Here is an 899-nt window from a genome sequence, read left to right on the forward strand (position 1 = left end):
GTAGTGGTGTAGGATATGAGGATCGAAGATCGTAGGTTTCCCAAGGGTGTTGGATAAGAGGCGTTCGATTAGTGCGTGCCCATTGTGGTGTTGGAGCGAGGACGTCGTAGGTTCGAATCTCGTTGAATGGGGTTGTTGAAGTCGCTCAAAAAAATCCCCCCGTGTTTTCTTGCGAAAGCGCGGGGGGTTGTTCATTCAGGCCCAGTAAATACCTGTGCCTTTTTCCTGCGCTTTTATGATGATGCGCAGAACCCGGGTCAGACCATCCTTCAGGTCTTGTTCGGAATATCCGAACCCGACCATCGTTGGGTATCCCGGTTCTTGTTGTACCGATGCGTCACGGGTGTAACCCGTATCGTCATCGGTGTTGAGCAGGCGGATGATGCGCCGGCGAAGCGCGGGCAGTTCGTGGGCGTCCACGCTGCCGCAGTCCTCGTCCGGCAATCCCAGTGCCTGCAGAATCAGGCGGGCATTCGCGTTGCAGAAATCCTCCGAAATGAACTTCTGCTCAAGGAAGTAATACCCCCCTTCATCTTTTTCCGCCATGGGATCCATTTCATAGAACCGGTCTTCCAGACAGGACCCATACCTGTCCTTGTAGTAGACCTTTTCCACGGGCACCTCCGCCACGTTGACGTAGAAGCCGATACTCATGGATACCTCCCGCTCAGTATTCGACCAACCGCCCCCGATAAAGGCAGACGGTGTTGATGCGCAGGGCCTGAAGCGCCTTCAGGTTGTGCCTGGGCGCTCCGATGTTGGCAAAGCTCAGCCCACTAGACTTCTCAATCCAGTTGCAGGACAACGCATGCCAAGGCCTGGGGTTGGCGGTGTTGATGTACTTGAATTCCGCCTTCAGCCGGTACCCCAGCTCCTCGCCCCGCCGGCGGAGTTCCTCG

At 56.0% G+C, this 899-nt stretch carries 2 protein-coding genes; both read right to left on the reverse strand.

What is annotated here, in order from left to right:
* Positions 1-195: 195 nt before the first annotated feature.
* Complete coding sequence (locus ACOCD2_RS22495; RefSeq protein WP_293649872.1) at positions 196-654, reverse strand: hypothetical protein; 459 nt, start codon at positions 652-654, stop codon at positions 196-198.
* A gap of 13 nt (positions 655-667) precedes the next feature.
* The coding region (locus ACOCD2_RS22500) for a hypothetical protein (protein ID WP_419620211.1) at positions 668-899 on the reverse strand (232 nt) is incomplete at its 5' end.

The organism is Thiolapillus sp. (genome assembly GCF_048562965.1).
Classification (GTDB): domain Bacteria; phylum Pseudomonadota; class Gammaproteobacteria; order Chromatiales; family Chromatiaceae; genus Thiolapillus; species Thiolapillus brandeum_A.